This window comes from Mycobacterium alsense (genome assembly GCF_002086635.1).
Classification (GTDB): domain Bacteria; phylum Actinomycetota; class Actinomycetes; order Mycobacteriales; family Mycobacteriaceae; genus Mycobacterium; species Mycobacterium alsense.
Genome location: NZ_MVHD01000036.1, coordinates 1 through 16,102 on the forward strand (window position 1 = coordinate 1; position 16,102 = coordinate 16,102).

Annotated in this window: 15 protein-coding genes and 2 pseudogenes; 7 read left to right on the forward strand and 10 right to left on the reverse strand. The window is 69.5% G+C overall.

The genetic code is table 11. The features are described 5' to 3' along the window. From BST11_RS18405 to BST11_RS18415, 3 genes are all read right to left on the reverse strand, one after another. Positions 1-565 (reverse strand): PPE family protein (locus BST11_RS18405; RefSeq protein ID WP_211284734.1); only part of this gene is annotated, 565 nt, incomplete at its 3' end. Between the two features lie 2 nt (positions 566-567). Further along, positions 568-864 (reverse strand): PE family protein, encoded by a 297-nt coding sequence (locus BST11_RS18410; RefSeq protein ID WP_083139330.1) that lies wholly within the window; start codon positions 862-864, stop codon positions 568-570. Beyond that, positions 861-1,364, reverse strand: coding sequence for a hypothetical protein (locus BST11_RS18415; protein WP_083139331.1), 504 nt, complete (start codon positions 1,362-1,364; stop codon positions 861-863). The genes BST11_RS18410 and BST11_RS18415 overlap by 4 nt, the downstream gene beginning before the upstream one ends. 66 nt (positions 1,365-1,430) lie before the next feature. On the opposite strand from BST11_RS18415, the gene BST11_RS18420 reads away from it, so the two are divergent. Both BST11_RS18420 and BST11_RS18425 read left to right on the forward strand, forming a co-directional pair. Then, a complete protein-coding gene (locus BST11_RS18420; protein ID WP_083139369.1) occupies positions 1,431-1,868 on the forward strand; it encodes a hypothetical protein in 438 nt (145 codons plus the stop codon). Beyond that, complete coding sequence (locus tag BST11_RS18425) at positions 1,865-2,653, forward strand: hypothetical protein (RefSeq protein WP_083139332.1); 789 nt, start codon at positions 1,865-1,867, stop codon at positions 2,651-2,653. Before BST11_RS18420 ends, BST11_RS18425 begins: the two co-directional genes overlap by 4 nt. Positions 2,654-2,823: 170 nt before the next feature. Here the strand turns inward: BST11_RS18425 and BST11_RS18430 are convergent, their stop codons facing one another. Continuing rightward, positions 2,824-3,192, reverse strand: a complete 369-nt coding sequence (locus BST11_RS18430; protein ID WP_067315642.1) for a VOC family protein — start codon at positions 3,190-3,192, stop codon at positions 2,824-2,826. Between the two features lie 95 nt (positions 3,193-3,287). Next, the gene (locus BST11_RS18435; protein ID WP_083139333.1) at positions 3,288-3,761 is read right to left on the reverse strand and encodes a DUF309 domain-containing protein; all 474 of its coding nucleotides are present in this window, start codon (positions 3,759-3,761) and stop codon (positions 3,288-3,290) included. Positions 3,762-4,069: 308 nt separating this feature from the next. Here BST11_RS18435 and BST11_RS29300 point away from each other — a divergent pair. Beyond that, positions 4,070-4,218, forward strand: a pseudogene (locus BST11_RS29300) (DUF5996 family protein); the annotation flags it as partial. A gap of 67 nt (positions 4,219-4,285) precedes the next feature. Here BST11_RS29300 and BST11_RS18445 read toward each other — a convergent pair. Further along, complete coding sequence (locus BST11_RS18445) at positions 4,286-5,935, reverse strand: acetolactate synthase large subunit (protein WP_083139334.1); 1,650 nt, start codon at positions 5,933-5,935, stop codon at positions 4,286-4,288. An 80-nt stretch (positions 5,936-6,015) separates the two neighbouring features. Between BST11_RS18445 and BST11_RS18450 the strand changes: the two genes are divergently transcribed. After that, the gene (locus tag BST11_RS18450; RefSeq protein WP_083139335.1) at positions 6,016-7,434 is read left to right on the forward strand and encodes an NADP-dependent succinic semialdehyde dehydrogenase; all 1,419 of its coding nucleotides are present in this window, start codon (positions 6,016-6,018) and stop codon (positions 7,432-7,434) included. Positions 7,435-7,459: 25 nt separating this feature from the next. Here BST11_RS18450 and BST11_RS18455 read toward each other — a convergent pair whose 3' ends face one another. The 3 genes from BST11_RS18455 to BST11_RS18465 form a co-directional block, all read right to left on the reverse strand. After that, entirely contained in the window at positions 7,460-8,395 is a 936-nt protein-coding gene (locus tag BST11_RS18455; protein WP_083139336.1) for a R2-like ligand-binding oxidase, read from the reverse strand. A 16-nt stretch (positions 8,396-8,411) separates the two neighbouring features. Further along, positions 8,412-9,095, reverse strand: a complete 684-nt coding sequence (locus BST11_RS18460) for a TetR/AcrR family transcriptional regulator (protein WP_083139337.1) — start codon at positions 9,093-9,095, stop codon at positions 8,412-8,414. A gap of 89 nt (positions 9,096-9,184) precedes the next feature. Beyond that, positions 9,185-10,900 carry an acyl-CoA dehydrogenase family protein gene (locus BST11_RS18465; RefSeq protein ID WP_083139338.1) on the reverse strand — a complete coding sequence of 572 codons (1,716 nt, stop codon included), beginning with the start codon at positions 10,898-10,900 and terminating at the stop codon, positions 9,185-9,187. A 93-nt stretch (positions 10,901-10,993) separates the two neighbouring features. Between BST11_RS18465 and BST11_RS18470 the strand changes: the two genes are divergently transcribed. Together BST11_RS18470 and BST11_RS18475 are read left to right on the forward strand one after the other, a co-directional pair. Beyond that, positions 10,994-11,974, forward strand: a complete 981-nt coding sequence (locus BST11_RS18470; RefSeq protein WP_083139339.1) for a phosphotriesterase family protein — start codon at positions 10,994-10,996, stop codon at positions 11,972-11,974. Further along, positions 11,967-13,448: an AMP-binding protein gene (locus BST11_RS18475; RefSeq protein WP_083139340.1), complete on the forward strand. Its 1,482-nt coding sequence runs from the start codon at positions 11,967-11,969 to the stop codon at positions 13,446-13,448. The genes BST11_RS18470 and BST11_RS18475 overlap by 8 nt, the downstream gene beginning before the upstream one ends. Here BST11_RS18475 and BST11_RS18480 read toward each other — a convergent pair. Beyond that, positions 13,414-14,629: pseudogene (locus BST11_RS18480) on the reverse strand (acyltransferase family protein). The gene BST11_RS18475 and the pseudogene BST11_RS18480 sit on opposite strands and share 35 nt — an antisense overlap. Before the next feature lie 142 nt (positions 14,630-14,771). On the opposite strand from BST11_RS18480, the gene pgfA reads away from it, so the two are divergent. Continuing rightward, entirely contained in the window at positions 14,772-16,100 is a 1,329-nt protein-coding gene (pgfA, locus tag BST11_RS18485; RefSeq protein WP_158086801.1) for a cell envelope lipid trafficking protein PgfA, read from the forward strand. Positions 16,101-16,102: the final 2 nt, after the last annotated feature.

Below are 16,102 nucleotides of genomic sequence, written 5' to 3' on the forward strand. Positions count from 1 at the left end.
CATGTGGACCCAGGCCGCCACGACGATGAGCACCTACCAGGCCACCGCCGCCGCCACCGGCCCCGCCGCGGGCCTGTGCGGCCTCTGTGGTGGCCTGGTAGGTGCTCATCGTCGTGGCGGCCTGGGTCCACATGCGCGCGTAGTCGGCCTCGTTGACCGCGATCGGAATGGTGTTGACGCCAAAGAAATTCGTCGCCACCAGGACCGCATGGATCGCGTGGTTGGCGGCCAGCTCGGCCAGGGTCGGCATCGCCGCCAGCGCGGCGGCGTACGCCCCGGCCACGGCCTCGTGCCGCGCGCCCGCCTCGGCGCTGAGCATGCCGGCCAGCGCCAGCCAGTCCAGATACGGCCCGTGCGCGGCGACGTATGCGGCCGCGGTCGGCCCCTCCCACACCTGTTGCGCCCCCGCCAGCACCGCCCCGAGTTCGGCCGCGGCGGTCTGGTATTCGACGCTCAACGCGGTCCAGGTCTGGGCGGCGGCGAGCAGCGGCCCCGGTCCCGGGCCCGAGCTGAGCAACGCCGAATGCACCTCCGGCGGGAACGCCATCCAGATCGGCGCCAGCATGCTCACCCGTACGTCGACGCGGCTGCCGCGTCGCCGACGGCGTAGTTGGCGCCGGCGTGTTCGACGCCCACCCCCGCTCGGCCCAACACCTCGACACCGCGCCCCGCCGCCGTTTCGTGCTGAGCCGCCTCCGCGCTGAACTGCAGCGCCGCCTGCACCGAAACGGGGTCGGACCCGGGCGGTAGCACCGTCGAGATCGTCGGGACCGCCGCGGCGTGCGCCGCCGCCAGGCGGGCGGTGATCGCTTCCACGGCCGCGCTGGTCGCCGCCAGACCCTCGGGAACGACCCGTAAAGTCATGGTTCACACCCCTTGAGCGTCGCGGCCGCGATCACCCAACCGAGCAGGCCCGCCGCCAGCCCGAAACCCAAGTGGAACAACGCCCTTTCGGTCATCCACGCCCCGAACAGAACCCCACCCGAGTCGGCGAGCGCGACCAGGTGAATCGGCGCGGCGGCGAGCACCACCAACCACCGCCGCGTCCCGGCGACGGGTGTCGCGGCCACCGCGTACAGCAGGACGGCGGCCGCCACGTAGCGCACGCTGACCCCCGCGCCCGGGAAATGCATCGCGAACGTCGCGACCGTCGAGGCCGCCCCGACCGCGACCACCGTCGCCCGCCGGTGGGTCGCCAACACAACCCCAACCAAAAGGGTCAGCCAGATCAAGCCCCGATGCCCGGGCAGGCACATCGGAATGCGGACGTCCGCGTACGCCACGATCGCGACCACCGCCATTGCGGGGAACACGACCTCTCGAGCGACAACGCGGTTGACCGGGCGGGTGAGGGCCGAAGACATCACCTGCGGAACATTACCCGCATTGACTCCTTGAATGAGGACGTTTCCCCGCACTAATTTGTGTACATGCGGTTCAGTGCCCTCCGGCTGCTCATCGCGGTTTTGGCCTCGGCGGTGGTCGGTAGCGGGGTCGCTTCGTGCGCGGGGGCGGCGACCGGCGGCGCGAGGCCGCTCGTCGTGCGCCAGGACCAGCGGGTCCTCGGCCGCTTCACGTTGCCGCAATTGCGGAACCTCCCGCAGGTGCAGATCGCCACACCGCAATCGCGCGGCGCACAGGTCCAGCAGGGACCCACCGTGCGCTCGGTGCTGCGGGCCGCGAACGCCGCCGGCGTCGACCGCGTGCGCGTCGAAGGTCGCGACCCCGCGCAGACGCTGACCGACGCCGAGCTCACCGAGCAGGTCATCCTGAACGTGACGAAGCGAAACACGCTGAAGCTCACCGGAACCCAACTCGGCCGCGATCGATGGGTGCGCGACGTCACGGCGCTGGTGGTCAACCCGTGACCGGGAAGCGGGCGCTGGCCGGGGTGGATCTGCTGATCGGCATCGACGACACCGACGACCTGCGCAGCCCCGGAACGGGCCGCCGCGCACGGGCGCTGCTGCGCGAGCTCGCCGACGCGGGCCTGGGCGCCCCGGCGGGGGCGACCCGCCACCAGCTCCTCGTCGACGATCGAATCCCCTACACGTCACACAATTCCAGCGCCTGCCTGGCCTGGCGCAGCGCCGACGGGAACCCACGGGCGGTGCTCGCCAAGGTCATCGAGCTGTCCGCGCGGTTCCTCGAGCGCGTCTGCCCACCCGATGCCGACCCGGGGCTCGTCGTCGCGATCCCGCGTGAGCTGGACGGTGCGGCGTCGGCGCTGGTGGATTTCGGTCGTCGCGCCAAGCGAGAAGTGCTGCGCACCAACGAGGCCCGCGAACTCGCGGCGAGTCTGGGCGTGCATCTTTCCGGACACGGCGGCACCCAGGACGGGGTGCTGGGCGCGTTGGCCGCGGTCGGGCTGCATCTGTCGGGCAACGACGGCCTGTTCATCACCCTGCCGGGCCTCTACGAGCTTCCCGGCCAGGCCACCCTCGACGAGCTGCGCGGGCTCATACCCCTCGACCACGCCCGCGACGGCGACCATCGCCGGCCGGGGCCCGGCGAGCGGATCGAGCTGGGTGAGTGGGTGCATCCGGTGTGGCTCGAGGGTCGAACCGTGTTGCTCCTGGACCCGCCCCGGGAGGACCCGGACGGCCGCCGGGTGTGGCGCACCGCGCCCCGGGCGGTGGTCAAGCAGCACTGAGGCCGTCTGGACCGCGCGTGCAGATCGCCTGTGGCCCTGTCTGATTCGATCTGCGCGGAAAGGCCGACCATGTCGTCATCGCCAACGCTGTCGCGGGTGACATCACCTGGCTTCGCAGGGACCGTGGCAACCTTCGTCCCGATAGGCAGATCTCGTCAACCTGCCCGGAGTCAGCGCAACTTCTGCGCGAATTCGATGATGTTGCCGTCGGGGTCGGCAATGTGCAGCGTCCTTTCGCGCCATGGCCGATCCACCGGCCCGCTGAGGATCTCGACACCGAGCCCCTGCAACCGCTCCGCTTCCCGATCGACGTCGTCGATCAGGAAGCCGATCTCGCCGCACGGTGCGTTGCCGCCTTCGCGACCGATCAGCCCCGGCAGCTTTGAGCGTTCGAAGAGCGAGAACTTGGTGTTGTCCATCGCGAACTCGACGTAGCCGTCGCCCTCGATGCGCACCTCGAGCCCGATCGCGTCGCGGTAGAACGCCACCGACCGCTCGAGCGACTCGACATACTGGATCACGTAGTCCACGCGACGCATGTAACACACCGTATCCACTACCAGCGCATCGCCGAAAGCTCGAGAACGGTCAGGCTTTCTGCCGCGACGCCAGCCTTACTGCGGCTACCACACATTCAGACCACCAGGCGGGGTCGTAGCCGCGACGCGGTGACATCGACCCCGGCCGCGAGGTCCTTGATCAGCGCATCGACGTATTCCACCAACCCGGCGACGTCGATAGCGTGCGGTGCCGGCGGATCCTCCTGGGCCAGGTGGGCGGCGGCCCTACGAAGCAGCGCGCTGGCCCCCTTGCGGTTGCCCCGCTGGACGTGGGTGATCCCCACCGCGAGCTGTGTCAGGCCTTGCCAGAGTGTCTGCTCGTGGGCCGGACCGTTCTTCCAGGCGGCCTCGAGCACCTCGTGCGCGTTGAATGCGAGGCCTCGATCCAGCAGATCCTGGGCATAGGCCAGGGTATCGGTCGGCGCCAGCGCCAGGTCGTCCGGAATGCGTGGAACGCCCGCACTGCCCGGCGGAAGCGGTCGCCCCAGGGCGTCGCGCGGTCGGGCACTCCGTGGCCGACCGGATTCGTCGCGATCACGCTGCGCCATCTTTCCATCATGACCCGCGACTCGGGATGGTGCGGTCATTAGTCGCCCGCCGACGTTTCCCGCCGCGGGTCCGGGTCAATCCCCTCACCACCGACGCCGCGACGCAGGGAGGAACCATGGGTGCCCGACGGACTGCGTGTGGCCCGCGCTGCGGGTCGACGAGTGGACACCCACCCGGGATACGCTGCACATGTGGACGCAAATCGTCGGCAAGATCCGGTTGGCGCACGCGCCGTTGGTCAGCCATCCACGATTCCCGGTCGAGTTTCGTCGGCAAGGCCAGCCCGGTCCATTTCTTCTGGGGCGCAATGAATCTCGCCTGCACGCGGTTCTCGGGGCGGCCCGCCCCCACCATCCGGGCGGCGCGCCCAACTGCGGCGACTGGGTGATGGTGGAAGGGTATTCACGCGAGCTGAGCAGCGCCGGTTTCTGGTCGGGCGGGGCCGATGAGGGAGCGTTCTACTCCTACGCCTATCCCGAGCCGGACGGATTCGCCGACTGTCCCGTGGCCCCCCCGAGGCGTCTTACAGCGTCTCGTCCAGCTCGCCGAGGCGGTCGGTCAATCGCAGGTTGTCGGAATAGTCGACCGGGCAGGAGATCAGCGAGACGCCGTCGTCGTCGAGCGCGGCCTTCAGCGTCGGCAGCAGTTCCGCGGCGCTGTTGATCCGATATCCCTTGGCGCCGAAGCTTTCCGCATACCCCACGATGTCGGGGTTGGAGAACCTCACGTAGTGGTGCTCGCCGAGTTCGAGGTCCATCTTCCACTCGATCAGGCCGTAGCCGCCGTCCTCCCAGATCAGCACCACCAGCGGTATCCGCTCCCGCACGGCGGTCTCGATTTCCTGGGAGTTCATCAAAAACGCGCCGTCGCCCACGACGGCCAGCACCTTGGCCTCGGGGCGCGCCAGCTTGACGCCGAGCGCCCCCGGCAGCGCAAAGGCCATGGTGGACAAGCCGTTCGAGATCAGGCAGGTGTTCCGTTCGTAGGTCGGGTAGAGCCGGGCCATCCACATCTTGGTGGCGCCGGTGTCGACCAGGACCACGTCGTTGCGGCCCAGCGCCTCGCGGGTGTCGGCGACCACCCGCGCCGGCGCCAGCGGGTAGCGCGAATCCTGTTGTCCCCGGGCGAATTCCTCGGCAAGCAGGCCGCAGCCGGGCACCTCGGGCTCGGCCGCGAAGGCGTGGCCCTCGAGCGCTTCCGTGAGGGCGTCGAGTGAGGCGCTGATGTCGCCGACGATCCCGACGTCGACGGAGTAGTGCGCGTCGACCTCGGCGGGGAACCGGTGGATGTGGATGATCTTCTTGTCGGCGTGGGGGTTGATCCGGACGGGGTCGAATTCCTGCAGCTCGTAGCCGACGGCGAGCACCACATCGGCGTGGTCGAACCCGAAGTTGACGTAATCGTGCCGCATGAAGCCCAGGGTGCCGATGCTGTTGGGGTGGTCGTCGGGCATGACGCCCTTGCCGTGGAAGGTGTTGGCCACCGGAATGCCGAACTCGGTGGAGAACCGCACCAGGGCGGCGGTGGCGTCGCCGCGGGCGGCGCCGTGGCCGGCCAGCACCACCGGCCGGCGGGCGTTGCGCAGGATGTCCACGGCCCGCTCGACCTGGCGGGCCGCGGGCGCCTCGGCGCGAACGACGTTGCGCGGCAACGGCGCCAGGTCGGGGTAGTCGGTGACGTCGGCGTCGATGTGCTCGGGTACCGCCAGGTAGACCGCGGCGGGACGTTCGCTCTCGGCGAGCTTGAACGCCTTGCGGAACATCTCGGGTATGGCGCGGGGGGTGGGGATGCCGGCGGCCCACCGCGTGATCGGGGCGTACATCGATACCAGGTCGACGTACTGGTGGGATTCCTTGTACTCGCGGTCCTGGCCCACCTGCGCGGAGATCGCGACCATCGGGGTGCTGTTGGTGGTGGCGTCGGCGACGCCGAGTTGCATGTTGATCGCGCCGGGCCCCAGGGTGGACGACACCACCGCCGCGCGGCCGGTGACGCGCCCGTACATCTCCGCCATGAACGCCGCGGCCTGTTCGTGGCGGGTCAGCACATAGCGGATGTCCGAGGCGGCCAGCGCCTGCACGAAACGTATGTTCTCCTCGCCGGGCAACCCGAAGACCACGGCGACACCCTCGTTTTCCAGGCACTTGACCATCAGCTCCGCGGCCTTGCTCATCCTCACACCTCCCTCGAGGGAACGATAGTGGCAGGCTGGGTGTTGGACCTCTTACCAACACCAACGCGAAGGATGTCAGCGTGCCCATCGCCACCATCAACCCGGCTACCGGCGAGACGGTAAAAACCTTCACCCCGGCAACCGACGAAGAAGTCGACGCGGCCATCGCCCGCGCATACGCCCGGTTCCAGGACTACCGCCATAACACCACCTTTGCCCAGCGCGCGGGGTGGGCAAACGCGACCGCGGACCTCTTGGAAAAGGAGGCCGACGAAACCGCCGCCCTGATGACCCTGGAGATGGGCAAGACGCTGGCCTCGGCGAAGGCCGAAGTACTCAAGTGCGCCAAGGGTTTTCGCTTCTACGCCGACAACGCCGAGCGGCTGCTGGCCGACGAGCCGGCGGACGCGGCGAAGGTGGGCGCGACCAAGGCCTACACGCGGTATCAGCCGCTGGGGGTGGTGCTGGCGGTGATGCCGTGGAACTTCCCGCTGTGGCAGGCGGTGCGCTTCGCCGCGCCGGCGCTGATGGCCGGCAACGTCGGCATCCTCAAACACGCCTCCAACGTGCCGCAATGCGCGCTGTATCTCGCCGACGTCATCGCCCGCGGCGGCTTCCCCGAGGGCTGCTTCCAGACGTTGCTGGTGGCCTCGAGCGCCGTGGAGACCATCCTGCGCGACCCTCGGGTCGCCGCGGCCACCCTGACCGGCAGCGAACCGGCCGGCCAATCGGTGGCCGCCATCGCCGGCGACGAGATCAAACCCACCGTGCTCGAACTCGGCGGCAGCGACCCGTTCATCGTGATGCCCTCGGCCAACCTCGACGAGGCCGTCAAGACCGCGGTCACCGCCCGCACCCAAAACAACGGCCAGTCCTGCATCGCCGCCAAGCGCTTCATCGCCCACGCCGACATCTACGAACGGTTCGTCGACAAGTTCGTCGAGGCGGTGGCCGCGCTCAAGGTCGGCGACCCCACCGATCCCGACACCGACGTGGGCCCGCTGGCCACCGAGTCCGGCCGCGACGAGGTCGCCAAGCAGGTCGAAGACGCCGCCGCGGCCGGCGCGGTGATCCGCTGCGGTGGCCAGCGCCTCGACCGGCCCGGGTGGTATTACCCGCCCACGGTGGTCACCGACATCACCAAGGACATGGCCCTGTACTCCGAGGAGGTGTTCGGCCCGGTCGCCTCGGTCTACCGGGCCGGTGACATCGACGAGGCCATCGAGATCGCCAACGCCACCACCTTCGGGCTCGGCTCCAACGCCTGGACCAACGACGAGGCCGAACAACAGCGCTTCATCGACGACATCGAGGCCGGGCAGGTCTTCATCAACGGCATGACCGTGTCCCACCCCGAACTGCCCTTCGGCGGCGTCAAGCGCTCCGGCTACGGCCGCGAACTCGCCGGCCTGGGCATCCGCGAATTCTGCAACGCGAAAACCGTCTGGATCGGATCGGCCGACACCGGCTCCTCCGCCGGCGGCAAGAAGGTCGAGTAGCGGCGAATCAGCTAGGCGGAGCGCGCTAAACCGCGGCCAGCGCCTTCTCGTCCTCGTCGGCGAACGTGTCCTCCAGCTGCACGGGGGTGTAGTCGAGGTCGATCTCGGCGACCGGCCGCCCGCGCGCGCTGGAGATGGTGCCGAAGCGCCGCATCCCCTTGTCGGCGGCGTAGGCCATGAACTCCTCCGTCGAAAGACCGAAGGGCATCGGGTCGTAGAGGGCGAAGCCCTCTTCGATGAGGCGCAGCCCGAGCGGCATGAGCTCGTTCATGCGCGTTTCGAACACGTCCCAGTTGGCGTCGTCGGCGGCGACGTGGCGCCGGCAGGTGAACGTGCCCCACGCCATGTGGCGCCGCTCGTCGTCGCCGATGCGCTTCACCAGTTCCTGCATGCCGGGCAGGATGCCGCGTTCCACGCAGATCTTGTGCCAGCCGAAGTAGCCGGTCAGCGCCAACATGCCCTCCACCATGTGGTTGTAGGTGACCGACGCCCGGACCTGGGCGGCCGGCGACGGATCGGTGTTCAGGGCGCCCAGGCAGGCCGGCAGCTCCTCGTAGAAGATCGTGCGGTAGGTGGGGATGTCGTCCAGATAGCAGTGCAGGTCGTCGGTGACGCCGACGGCGTCCAGCCACATCCGGAAGACCTGCACGTGCTTGGCCTCCTCGAACGCGAATTGCGTCAGGTACATCTCGTCGCCCAGCCGGCCCTCGGCGCGCATCGCGGCCATGAACGGCTGGATGTCCTCGGCCACCGCCTCCTCCCCGGCGATGAACTCGGCGCACAGTCGGGTGGCGTAGTGGCGTTCGTCGTCGGTCAGCCGCTCCCAGTCGGCGCGGTCGCGGGAGAAGTCGATGTCGGCGGGATTCCAGAACTTCGCGTTGCCGCCGGCAAACAGCCGCAGCGGCAAGCTGTCCCAGTTGAGGCCGCCCTTGACCATGGACCCCGAACTCGTGCGTGTCATGGTGACCTCCTTCAGATCATTTCGGGACTGGGGTGGGGTGAGGGTCGGCGGGTTGCGGCGCCTTCGCGAACGCCGCCTTCAGCGCCGCGACCAGCCTGCGCACGGCCAGCGCCGGCTGCTCCGGGGTGGGCTCGTCGAGCCCGAGGATCGGATCCAGGCCGCGCATGTACGGGGCCAGCGCCAGGTGCGGGAAGATCATCAGCAACAGCGACAGCAACACGTCGGTGTCCGCGTCGGGGCGCAGGTCGCCGCGCGTTTGCGCGGCGTGCACCAGCGGCCGCAGCACCTCGAGGTAGTGGCGGTGGATGACGTTGCGCACGCTGACGCGGGCCTCGGTGTCGACCTCGAGGGTCGCCGCGGCGTGCAGCGCGCGCTCGTGCGGGTGTTCGGCGTAATAGGCCACCCAGCCGTCGAGCAGGTCGGTGAGGTGGTCGAAGAACGGGCGGGTCGGGTCGAGCCTGATGATCAGGTCCTCCATGTAGGCGCGCACCCGCTGGCTGCCGATGTCGGCGATGAAGGCGTACAAGTCCCGCTTGTCCGCGAAGTACTGGAAGAGGCTGCCCTTGGCGACCCCGGCCCGCCGCGCGATGACGTTCAGGCTGCCGCCCGAAAACCCGTGCGCGCCGAACTCGGCTTCCGCGGCCTCGATCACCGCCGCGCGGCGCGCGGGGTCCACGCGCGCCCACGTCACTGTCGGCATGGCGGCCTCCTCACCGGTCGATGACCACTGGTCATTCTACGGTGACCTGCGTCACAGTCAAGAGTGCTCGCACGGCACCGCCACCGCAATCACGGGCGCATCCGGTACGCGCCGTTGAGCGGCAGGACGTGCTCCTTCCAGACCTGGTCGTAGCGCGCCGGGTCGTGGGCCGGGCGCCGGATCATCCGCATCGCCAGCCGGGCCTGTTCGTCCGTCGTGGCGGGCTTGTCGGCGAGTTCCACGGCGTAGCCGTTGAAGTCGCGCACCAGCACGGCGAAGATCTGGTCGATCAGCGCGTCGGACAATCCGGCCCCGCCCGAAATCCCGGCCTCCTCGAGGATCAGCTGCGCATAGGGCACCGTCGCGAACAGCTGACCCACGGCGAAGGCGAAGTCGATGTCCTTCTGCTGCAACGCATCCGGAGTGGCGCTGGCGAGCATCTCGGTGAGCACATCGATCTGCTCGCGCAGCAGCGCGACGTTCGGCAGGTGAGCGAAGCCCTCGAACGGCGCCCGCCAGTCGGAAAACCGCACCCGGCCCAGCCCCCCGGTGGGTCCCTGGGCGAACAGGAACGTGTCGTCGGCGGCGTCGTCGCGGCGGCCTATCGCGGGCAGCTCGGTGCTCGGCGCGAACAGGAAGTTGGGCATGAACTTGCCCAGCAGCCCGATGTTGATGTGCACGGTGCCCTCCAACCGGGGCAGCAGGCCGATCTCGCGGGTGACGGCCTCGAAGAAGGTGTCCTTCTCGACGCCCTTGGCGGCGATGACATCCCACAGCGCGGTGACGACGCGCTCGCCCTCGCTGGTGATCTTCGCCTTGGTGAGCGGGCTGTACAGCAGGTAGCGGCGGTCGGCCGCCGACGCGCTGCGCATGTAGTCGCAGGCGCGGGTGGCGACCAGCTTCATCGCGATCAGCCGCGCACAGGCGTCGGTGAGCAGCCGTCGCACGTGCGAGAAATCGGTGACCAGCGTCCCGTACAGGGACCGGTTGGCCGCGTGCGTGACCGCCTCGTACATGGCGTGGGTGCACATGCCGATGGCGCCCCAGCCCAGGTTGTACTTGCAGACGTTGACGGTGTTGAGGGCGGCGTGGAACGCGCCGGGCCCGCGGTGCAGCAGGTCGGCCTCGGTGACCGGGTAGTCCCGCAACGCGTAGTTGGCGACGAAGTTCTGCGAGTTCACCACGTTCTTGATCAGCTCGTAGCGGTCGTGGCGGGAGTCTGCGGCGAAGAACACGTACTCCGGGTCTTTTGAAGAGCCGGCGATCTTGCCGAACGTCGAGACCATCCGGGCCACGTTGGCGTTGCCGATGTAGTACTTCTCGCCGTTGGCGACCCAGCCTTGCTCCGAAGGCGTGAGGATCATGTCGGTCTGGTAGACGTCGGCGCCGTGCGTCTGCTCGGAGAGCCCGAACGCGAACACCTCGCCGCCCTCCAGCTGCGCTGCGGCCTTGCGCTTGGCGTCGGAGTTGTCGCTCATCCAGATCGGGCCCAGGCCCAGGGCGGTGACCTGGAACGGGTACCAGTAGCTCAGCCCGTAGAAGCCCACGATCTCGGCGAACTCGCTGATCCGGTAGGTGTCCCAGCGGCAGTCGCCCGCACCGTATTCCGACGGCGTCAGCAGCGAGGCGAAGATGCGCTCGCGCCCGACGTGGTCGAGGAAGTCGGAATACCAGACCCGGTTGTGGTCGTCGGCCTTCAGCCGGCCCTTGCCCCGGGACTCGAAGAAGTCCACCGTCGCGGCCATGATCTCCCCCGAGCGACGATCCGGGTAGCGCCGCTGCAGCCGGTGGGGATTGAGCAACATGGCGGTGACGCTACTGCAGTGGCGGCGCGGTCGGGACCCACCGGACAAATCGCCTCTGTCGGTCGGGCACCGAATCGACCTAGCATCGGACGCGTGTCAGAACTCAATACCGCACGCGGGCCCATCGATACCGCCGACCTCGGCGTGACGCTCATGCACGAGCACGTGTTCATCATGACCACCGAGATCGCGCTGAACTATCCCGAAGCGTGGGGCGACGAGGAGCGGCGGGTGGCCGACGCCATCAACCGGCTCAACGAACTCAAGTCGCGCGGGGTGGACACGATCGTCGACCTCACCGTGATCGGGCTGGGCCGCTACATCCCGCGCATCGCGCGCGTCGCCGCGGCCACCGGGCTGAATATTGTTGTGGCGACCGGGCTCTACACCTACAACGACGTTCCTTTCCGGTTCCACTACGAAGGCCCCGGCGGGCTGCTGGACGGCCCCGAGATCATGACCGAGATGTTCGTCCGCGACATCGAGCAGGGCATCGCCGACACCGGCATCAAGGCCGGCATCCTCAAGTGCGCCACCGACGAACCCGGCATCACCCCCGGGGTCGAGCGGGTGCTGCGCGCCGTCGCCCAGGCGCACAAGCGCACCGGCGTCCCGATCTCCACCCACACCCACGCGGGGCTGCGGCGCGGGCTGGAACAGCAGCGCATCTTCGAAGAGGAGGGCGTCGACCTCGGCCGCGTGATCATCGGGCATTCCGGCGATTCCACCGACGTCGGCTACCTCGAGGAGCTGATCTCCGCCGGCTCCTACCTGGGCATGGACCGCTTCGGCATCGACGTGATCCTGCCGTTCGAGGAGCGGGTCGGCATCGTGGCGACGATGTGCGAGCGCGGCCACGCCGACAAGATGGTGCTCTCCCACGACGCCAACTGCTACTTCGACGCGCTCCCCGAGGATCTGCTGCCGCAGATGGCGCCGAACTGGCATTACCTGCACATCCACAACGACGTGATCCCCGCCCTCAAGCAGCGCGGCGTCACCGACGAGCAGCTGCGCGCCATGCTGGTCGACAACCCGCGGCGCATCTTCGAGCGTCAGGGTGCATATGAGTGAGCCGGTCCCGCCGATCGGCACCCAGGTTTCCCGGCTTGCCCGGCTCGCCCCCGACGAGCCCGCCGTGAGCTGCGACGGGCTGACGCTCACCCGCGCCGAACTCGACGCCTCGACGAACCGGCTGGCCCGCGCCTACGCCGAGCGCGGCGTCGGGGTCGGCGACTACGTCACCATGGTGCTGCCGAACTCCGTCGAGTGGATCCAGGCCGCGGTGGCGTGCTGGAAGCTGGGCGCGGTGCCGCAGCCGCTGTCCGCGCGGTTGCCGGACGCGGAGTTGCAGGGGCTGCTGGACCTGCGGCCACCCGCGCTGCTGGTGGGCCGCGAGCATCGCGAATTGCCAAGTGTGCCAGCGGGTTTCGTTCCCGACCCGGCGCTGCCGGACGCCGCGCTGCCCGAGGCGGTCTCGCCGGTGTGGAAGGCGATGGGCTCCGGCGGCAGCACCGGGCGGCCCAAGCTCATCGAGTCCGGCGGCGACAGCCGGATACCGGCCGCCATCGGCTACCCGCTGGGCGCGCAGGAGGGCGACACCACGCTGGTGTCGGTGCCGCTGAGCCACAACACCGGCTTCACCACCGCGACGATCGCGCTGCTGATGCGCCACCACCTGGTGCTGATGAGCCGCTTCGACCCGCACCATTTCCTGCGGCTGATCACCGATCACCGGGTGACGTTTTTGACGACGGTGCCGACGATCATGCAGCGGACGCTGCCGGTCTATCACGCGAACCCGGGGGCCTACGACCTGTCGTCCCTGCGCCGGTTCTGGCACCTCGGGGCGCCGTGCCCACCATCCGTCAAGCAGGCCTGGATCGACCTGCTGGGCCCGGAGAAGGTGTGGGAACTCTACGGCGGCACCGAATTACAGGCGCTGACGTTCATCTCCGGCGACCAGTGGCTGACGCACCGCGGCTCGGTCGGCGTCGTGGTCGCCGGCGAGATGAAGGTGCTCGACGACGACGGCAATCCCTGCCCGCCCGGGGTGGTCGGCGAGATCTACATGCGCCCCGCCCCCGGCAGCCCGCCGACCTACCGCTACGTCGGGGTCACCGCGAAGAGCCGCGACGGCTGGGACTCGCTGGGCGACCTCGGCCATTTCGACGAAGACGGGTTCCTGTACCTGTCGGACCGCCGGGTCGACATGTTCACCGTCGGGGGCCGCAACGTCTACCCCGCCGAGATCGAGAACGCGCTGTCGGCGCACCCGGAGGTGATGTCCTGCCTGGTCGTCGGGGTCCCCGATCCCAACGCCGGGGACCTGGGCCAGGTACCGTACGCCCTGGTGCACACCGCCGACGGGTCGACGCTGGACGCCGAGGACGTGAAAGCCTTTCTGCGCGAACGCATCTCGGGCTACAAGGTGCCGCACATCGTCGAATTCGTCGACGCCCCGTTGCGGGACGACGCCGGCAAGGCGCGTCGATCCGCGGTGCGCGCCGACGTCATGGCGCGATTGCCTCCGCCTCAGCGTCGATGACCCGTCGTTCCTCGGCCGGCTCGCGGCGTTTCTCCCAGCGGCGCAGCGCCTCCCGGCAGGGCGCCTCGACCAGGCCGTAGCTGACCGCGGCGATCGCCCAGCCGAAGATCAGCGTGGACACCAACACCATCGGCATCCGGCCGGTGAACGGGAACGTCCCGAGCACCGGGAACACCATCGCCAGCGCGGCCAGGTGCCACACGAACAGGCCGTAGGACCACCGCCCCAGCGTCACCATGACGGCGCTGCCCAGCACGCGGTGGGGCGTGTCGGGCCGGTCCAGCACGAGGGGGGCGACCAACGCGAACGCCACCAGCGAGCCCGCCGCCGTCTTCACCGCGAACTGCGCGGCGGTGCCGGGCACCAGGCCCTCCGGACCGGCCAGCGGCGACGCCGCCACCAGGTAGGCCGCCACCGCCACCGCGGCCATCACCACCCGGTGGCGTGCCAGCCGGTGCGGCAGGCCCACCCCGCCGTGCACCCACTCGGCGAGCAGCATCCCCGCGGCGAACCAGGAGAAGAACGCGGGCGGCCAGTTCAGGGGGTTGGTCCCCGAGCCGGTGTCCAGCGGCGCCCAGCCCCACGCCCAGCTCAGCGCCGCCAGCGCGGCGATCGCCGGCACCCGGGCGCCGACCGGCAGGCGCCGGGCCAGCAGCGCCATCACCGGCAGCGCCAGATAGAAGGTGACCTCGACGGACAGGCTCCACATCTGGGTCAGGCCGCCGGTCAGGGTGAGCGGCACGTAGATCTGGGTGAGCGTCAGGTTGGCCAGCCACACGGTGGGGCTGGCGTGATCCGCGTCGGGCAGCAGGGTCAGGATCACCACGACCGCCACCACGTAGGCGGGCATGATGCGGACCACCCGCGAGCGCAGGTAGTGGCCGGTGCGCGGGCCGCGGAAACCGTCGGGTCCCAATCCCCTTGCGGCGGCGGCGTGCCCGCGCCACAGCAAAAACCCCGACAGCGCGAAGAACACCGCCACGGCGAGGTCGAAGCGGCCGAACAGCCGGCCGGCGGCGCCGCCGGAGTGGCCGGTCTGGAAGGCGACGTGGGTGACCACGACGCCCATGGCCGCGCATGCGCGCATGCCCTCCACGGCGGGCAGGAAGCTGCGGATCCCGCCCACGCGCTGCCCATCGGTCACGTTCAACAGTGTGCCTGTCGTGTGGTAGCGGGCGGATCGGGTATCCGCCGCGGGGGCGATCGCTTCGCCGGGTTGGTAAGCCGGGGCCTTAAATTCTGCTGTTAGGGTCGAACGGGCTTGCCACGCTGCTTGGTCAGGTCGAAGCGGCCACGAGGGATCCACGAGGAGGGCACAGCCACGTGAACCGAGCAGTCATGTTGCGATTCGCCGCATGCGCGATCATCGGACTCGGGGCGGCCCTGCTGATTGCCGCGCTGCTGCTGTCCACGTACACGAGCAGCCGGATCACCAAGGTGCCGCTGGACATCGACGCCACGCTCGTCAGCGACGGCACCGCCATGCAGGCCCTCGACGCGGCGTCGTTGGCCACCGACCACCTCGTCGTCAACCAGAACGTGCCGCTGGTGTCCCAGCAGCAGGTCAGCGTCGAGTCCCCCGCCAACGCCGACGTCGTCACCCTGCAGGTCGGCACCTCCGTGCGGCGCACCGACAAGCAGAAGGACAGCGGGCTGCTGCTGGCGATCGTCGACACCGTCACCCTCAACCGCAAGACGGCGACGGCCGTCTCCGACGACACCCACACCGGTGGGTCGGTGCAGAAGCCGCGCGCCTTCAACGACGAGAACCCGCCCACCGCGATGCCGCTGCGCCACGACGGCCTGGCCTACCGGTTCCCGTTCCACACCGAGAAGAAGACGTACCCCTACTTCGACCCCATCGCGCAGAAGCCTTTCGACGTCAACTACGACACCCAGGAAGACGTCAACGGGCTGACCACCTACCGCTTCACGCAGAACGTCGGCTACAACGCCGACGGCAAGCTGGTGGCCCCCGTCACGTACCCGTCGCTGCTGGCCGGCCAGGAGGACGCCAAGCAGACGACGTCGGCGGCGATGTGGGGCGTGCAGGGCGGCGACCCGGCCGAGCAGATCACCATGACGCGCTACTACGCCGCGCAGCGGACCTTCTGGGTGGACCCGGTGTCGGGCACCATCGTCAAGGAGACCGAGCACGCCAACCACTACTTCGCCCGCGACCCGCTCAAGCCCGAGATGACGCTGGTCGACTACAAGGTCACGACCAACGAAGACACCGTCGAGTCCCAGGTCAATGCCGCCCGCGACGAGCGCGACCGGCTGGCGCTGTGGTCGCGCGTGCTGCCGATCACGTTCACCGCGGTCGGCCTGATCGCGCTGGTCGGCGGCGCGGTGCTGGCCTCCTTCAGCCTGCGGACCGAGAGCGCGCTGACCGACCCGGGGCTGGACCGGGGCGATCAGGAATTCTTCGGTCGCGGGCTCGACGAACCGGTGCCCGGCGCCGAGGCCGAGACGGAGAAGCTGCCCACCCAGCGGCCCGCTCCGCGGGATGATCCGGGGCCGCCTGCCCCGGCCGATCCGGAGGCCCCCACCCTGGGCGCCGACGAGCCGGTCGAGCCGCCCGAGCCGGGGCCGCCGGACACGGGGCCGCCGGAGCCGCCTGGGCCGACGGGCCCGCCGGAACGGCCCTAGCC

Coding starts and splice junctions, on each gene's coding strand:
- BST11_RS18410 (WP_083139330.1), bottom strand. CDS start 864: ATGACTTTACGGGTCGTTCCCGAGGGTCTGGCGGCGACCAGCGCGGCC.
- BST11_RS18415 (WP_083139331.1), bottom strand. CDS start 1,364: ATGTCTTCGGCCCTCACCCGCCCGGTCAACCGCGTTGTCGCTCGAGAG.
- BST11_RS18420 (WP_083139369.1), top strand. CDS start 1,431: ATGCGGTTCAGTGCCCTCCGGCTGCTCATCGCGGTTTTGGCCTCGGCG.
- BST11_RS18430 (WP_067315642.1), bottom strand. CDS start 3,192: ATGCGTCGCGTGGACTACGTGATCCAGTATGTCGAGTCGCTCGAGCGG.
- BST11_RS18435 (WP_083139333.1), bottom strand. CDS start 3,761: ATGGCGCAGCGTGATCGCGACGAATCCGGTCGGCCACGGAGTGCCCGA.
- BST11_RS18445 (WP_083139334.1), bottom strand. CDS start 5,935: ATGAGCAAGGCCGCGGAGCTGATGGTCAAGTGCCTGGAAAACGAGGGT.
- BST11_RS18455 (WP_083139336.1), bottom strand. CDS start 8,395: ATGACACGCACGAGTTCGGGGTCCATGGTCAAGGGCGGCCTCAACTGG.
- BST11_RS18460 (WP_083139337.1), bottom strand. CDS start 9,095: ATGCCGACAGTGACGTGGGCGCGCGTGGACCCCGCGCGCCGCGCGGCG.
- BST11_RS18465 (WP_083139338.1), bottom strand. CDS start 10,900: ATGTTGCTCAATCCCCACCGGCTGCAGCGGCGCTACCCGGATCGTCGC.
- BST11_RS18475 (WP_083139340.1), top strand. CDS start 11,967: ATGAGTGAGCCGGTCCCGCCGATCGGCACCCAGGTTTCCCGGCTTGCC.